The organism is Gordonia sp. 852002-10350_SCH5691597 (genome assembly GCF_001665715.1).
In the GTDB taxonomy this organism is placed as follows: domain Bacteria; phylum Actinomycetota; class Actinomycetes; order Mycobacteriales; family Mycobacteriaceae; genus Gordonia; species Gordonia sputi.
Map to the genome: position 1 here is coordinate 1 of NZ_LZMO01000222.1, position 4129 is coordinate 4129.

A 4129-nucleotide genomic window follows, 5' to 3' on the forward strand; every position below is an offset into this window, starting at 1 on the left:
ACCGCCACGGAAACCAGAACGCCGGGTACAAGGAGGACGAGGTAGTTGTCGACGCCACCCGCAACGGCTCCGCCGAAGATGTTCGCGAACATCACTGTGAAGACGATGGGCACGATGATCACGTCGAACAGTTGCTGCGGGGAGTGCTTCATGCGGAGAAGTCCGCGACGAGCCAATGCGAAGGTCTGACGCAGCCCCTGGCTGAAGGGAACTCTGTCGACAGGAGTGATCGGCCAGTCGATTCCGCTGGAGGCGCCACTGTCCGTCGCCTCATTGTCCGTCACCTCGGCTGCGGAGTCGGCTACGTCGGATCCCGTGTGATCCATGGTGCTGCTCATGCCCGAGTCGACTCCCCCGTTGTCATGGCGAAGAAGACATCATCCAGTGTGGGCCGCTGGAACGAGAATTCGGCGACCTCGATGCCCGCAGATTCCAACTGGGACACCGCGTGAGCTGCCCGCCCCGGCTCAGATGTGATCACCGAGAGTGCGCCCTCGGCAGGAATCTGAACGACATCTGCCGACAGCATCGCTCCCACGATCTCTGCGGCTTCCCGCATTCTGGATCTGTCATCGAGGTGAAGGTGCAGCGTTCGAGTGCCGATGCGCTCCTTGAGTGACTTGGCCGTACCTTCCGCCACAACCCGCCCATCGTTGATCAGGACGATTGAGTCGGAGAGTTTATCGGCCTCGTCAAGGTACTGAGTGGTGAGTAATACGGTCGTACCGTTATCCACCAGATCGCGTACGACAGACCACATCTGAGTGCGCGTGGTGGGATCGAGACCTGTCGTCGGCTCATCGAGGAAGAGAAGCGGCGGAGCCGAGATCAGTGAGGTGGCGATGTCGAGTCGTCGTCGCATGCCGCCGGAGAAGCCTGACACGGGGCGCGACGCCGCGTAACCCAGTCCGAACTGTTCGATCAACTCGTGCGCACGAGAACGAGCCGCTCGGCGGTCGAATCCGCGCAGGGTCGCGAACAATTCGAGGTTCTGCTCTGCGGTCAGATCCTCGTCGAGTGAGGCGTATTGGCCTGTCAGCGCGATCATCGAACGTACGGCGGTTGCCTGTCTCACGATGTCGCGACCGAAGATGCGGGCCGAGCCGGAGTCCGGCCGGATGAGTGTCGCGAGCATACGCACGGTCGTGGTCTTGCCCGCGCCGTTCGCGCCCAACAATCCGCACACCGATCCCGTCGGTATCGATAAGGAAATGTCCGAAACTGCGTTGACGGTTCCGAACTTCTTACCGAGCGATTCGGCCTCGATTGCAATCGCCGGTAACATCACCATCGAGTGCCCTCCATCGTCGTCGGATCATTCGGCAGGTCTTCAACAGGCTATTTGCTTGTCGGTAAAGTGTCGAGGCGAGTTCAATTCTGCGAGATTCCTGACAGTCCGTATCGAGTGGCATATGTCTCTATCGTCTTAAACTGTCGACCAGCACACGCTAGTGTCACACCGTCCGCGTGCGAGGCCAGTGCGCAGTCGCTACTCTTTGGCGACTCACTCTCGCGATCTGGAGGTAAACGTCATAGCTGGAAACTGCAGACCGCGCTTTGCGTGGCAATGTGCCGTGTCAGTTCTGGTCGCTGTGATTTCAACGGCGCTGTTGGGAGTCGGCGTTTCGCAGGCCGAACCCGTGCGTCCGACGATACAGCGGACGGTCGACGAGGGGCAGGGCGTGACGGCGGTGTACGTCTACTCGCCCGCCATGCGTAAGACGATCAAGGTGCAGGTGATCACACCTCGTCACCCCTCGGGAACCAGGCCGTCGTTGTATCTGCTGAGTGGCCTCGGCGAAGAGGACCCGGCCAACAGCATGTGGCTACGCAAGACCGACGCCCGGAACTTCTATGCGGACAAGAACGTGAACGTTGTCATGCCCCTGGCGGGCAACGGAAGCTTCTACACCGATTGGGAGCGCGACGACCCGAAACTTGGCCGCTACCAGTGGGAAACATTCCTTGTGAAGGAGCTGCCACCCCTTATCGATGCCGCGTTCGACGGTAACGGGCGACGGGGGATCGCGGGAATCTCGATGGGTGCGGGAGCGGGATTGGTGCTCGCCGCGAGGAATCCGGGTTTCTACAAGGCGGTGGGTGCCTATAGCGGTTGCTACAGCACCGCCGGCATTGTGGGTGAGACGTACCCGCGGGCGATCGTCGCAGCTTTCGGAGGTGACGCAAATAACATGTGGGGACCCCCGGGCAGCTCGGGCTGGGCGGCCCACGACGTGCTGTCGCTCGCGCACAACCTTCGTGGCACCACGCTCTACATATCCACCGGAACAGGGCGGTCGGGCACATATGATCAGCCCGGATATCCGGACAATTCGAACCCTGTCGATCGGCAGGTCATTGGCGGAGCAATCGAAACGGGTGCCCTCTGGTGCACCCAGCAATTGCAGTCCAGATTGACGGCGCAACATATTGGGGCGACAATTCGATACGTTGATCCTGGAACTCACGCATGGCCTTACTGGCGAGACCAACAGCGTGAGAGCTGGTCCACTTTGGAACGTGGGATGAACAGCTGAATTCCATTCTGTAAACAATCTCTGCAAACTTCCTCGATACCCGAGGTATTCACGTGTACCCGTGCGCAGGTGACTGAAAAGGATGCCGATGGAATACACAGAGCTCGCCGACTATGAGGTTCCCACGGGCGCGATCACTGCGTGGGAAGCGACCACCGACCCGGCCCAATGGCGTTCGGATTCTCGTCGACTTTCGTACATGCATCTCGAGCATGCGCGCCGCGCTGCGGAACTCGGTGACGAATGGCACGGGCACTGGATCGGAACGGCCTTCACCATCGAGGAGCGGTTGGACCGAGATGCTTTCGCCGCGACCATCAGGCAGTGGTTCGCCCGCCACGAGGCGCTTCGTTCCGCGGTCCAGCTCGGTGGGGCTCCTGAGGACGATCTGGTTCGGACGACCGTCGCGCCGGAGGCTGTCGCGGTCTCCGGGCTCTCGATGGGAGTGGTGACGTCGCCTGACTCGGCCCGCCAGACGATCCAGGACTACTTCGATACCACCGTCAACCCGTTGAGTTGGCCACACTGCGTCGTCGTGACTCTGGAACCCGATGACGGTGACGACAGATTCCTCGTCGTCTTCGGCGCCGACCACACTGTGATGGACGCCTACACACAGGTTTTCGCGATCAATGAGCTCAGCGCCCTCTATCGCGCGGAGATCAACGGTGAGCATCATGGGCTCGCCGAGTACGGCAGCTACCTGGACTTCAGCGATGCGGAGCGGCATCTGGGGGGACAGATCGACGCGAACAACTCGGCCGTCGTCGCCTGGCGGCAGTTCTTCAACGACTCACCCACGTCCGTCCAACCAGATGCGATGCCACGCTTCCCGCGTTGCGCCACCGCCGGCGTTGGCGCGGTAGCCCCTCCCCGCGAGCCGGATGCCGGTATGCAGGTGAGTCTTTCGCAGGACCTTCTCGACAGGGCCGAGACCGCTCGATTCAACGAGATCTGCAAGGCTGCGGGTGGCTCGGTGGCGTCGGGCATCTACACAGCGATGTCGATCACGAGCGCGGCGCTCGCCGGGACCGATCAAGTGCGATTCATCAGCCCCGTCCACACACGCACGGGACCCGAGTGGGGCGAGGCCGTCGGGTGGTTCGTCGGTCTCGTTCCGGTGCACGTTGATCCAGCTGGTGCGCAGACCTTCACTCAGGCGCTTCCGCGCGTTGCCGAGTCGGTCTCGCGGTACAAGGACGTGGGTACCGCACCGTTCGCCCCGATCGCTGATCTGATCGGAGGTGACGTGACGCCGCCGGGATTTGTCGTGTCTTATATCGATCTGCGTCGGGCGCAGGGAGCCGCGGAGTGGGAGCGTCGAAACGCGCGAGTGTTGCGCAGTGCCACCCGGGACGTCGACGAGGTGTACCTGTGGATCAACCGAATTCCAGATGGAATCAACATCTCGACGCGTTATCCGTCAGGGGAGCGCAGGCGCGAGGTCGAAGCTTTTATCGCCGCGTTTGCGGAGGTTCTGCGTACGATCGTCGGCACCGGTGATCACGACTACACGTTTGCGCCTGAGATGGCGTCGCGAGCGTCGGCAGACATCACAGCATGACGGTGGTATTCGGCGCACCTGCAACGCC

Annotated in this window: 3 protein-coding genes and 1 pseudogene; 2 read left to right on the forward strand and 2 right to left on the reverse strand. The window is 61.6% G+C overall.

Annotation, left to right across the window (positions count from 1 at the left end):
- A pseudogene (locus A5777_RS16325) lies at positions 1-338 on the reverse strand (ABC transporter permease); the annotation flags it as partial.
- Complete coding sequence (locus tag A5777_RS16330) at positions 335-1291, reverse strand: ATP-binding cassette domain-containing protein (protein ID WP_082933708.1); 957 nt, start codon at positions 1289-1291, stop codon at positions 335-337. The pseudogene A5777_RS16325 and the gene A5777_RS16330, both read right to left, overlap by 4 nt.
- A 283-nt stretch (positions 1292-1574) precedes the next feature.
- On the opposite strand from A5777_RS16330, the gene A5777_RS16335 reads away from it, so the two are divergent.
- Positions 1575-2537, forward strand: coding sequence for an alpha/beta hydrolase (locus A5777_RS16335; protein WP_156529402.1), 963 nt, complete (start codon positions 1575-1577; stop codon positions 2535-2537).
- 88 nt (positions 2538-2625) lie between these two features.
- Positions 2626-4101, forward strand: coding sequence for a condensation domain-containing protein (locus tag A5777_RS16340; protein ID WP_064863446.1), 1476 nt, complete (start codon positions 2626-2628; stop codon positions 4099-4101).
- Positions 4102-4129 lie beyond the last annotated feature (28 nt).

Excerpts from the sequence above, each read along its gene's own strand:
- A5777_RS16340 (WP_064863446.1), top strand. The coding sequence starts at position 2,626 with ATGGAATACACAGAGCTCGCCGACTATGAGGTTCCCACGGGCGCGATC.
- A5777_RS16330 (WP_082933708.1), bottom strand. The coding sequence starts at position 1,291 with ATGGTGATGTTACCGGCGATTGCAATCGAGGCCGAATCGCTCGGTAAG.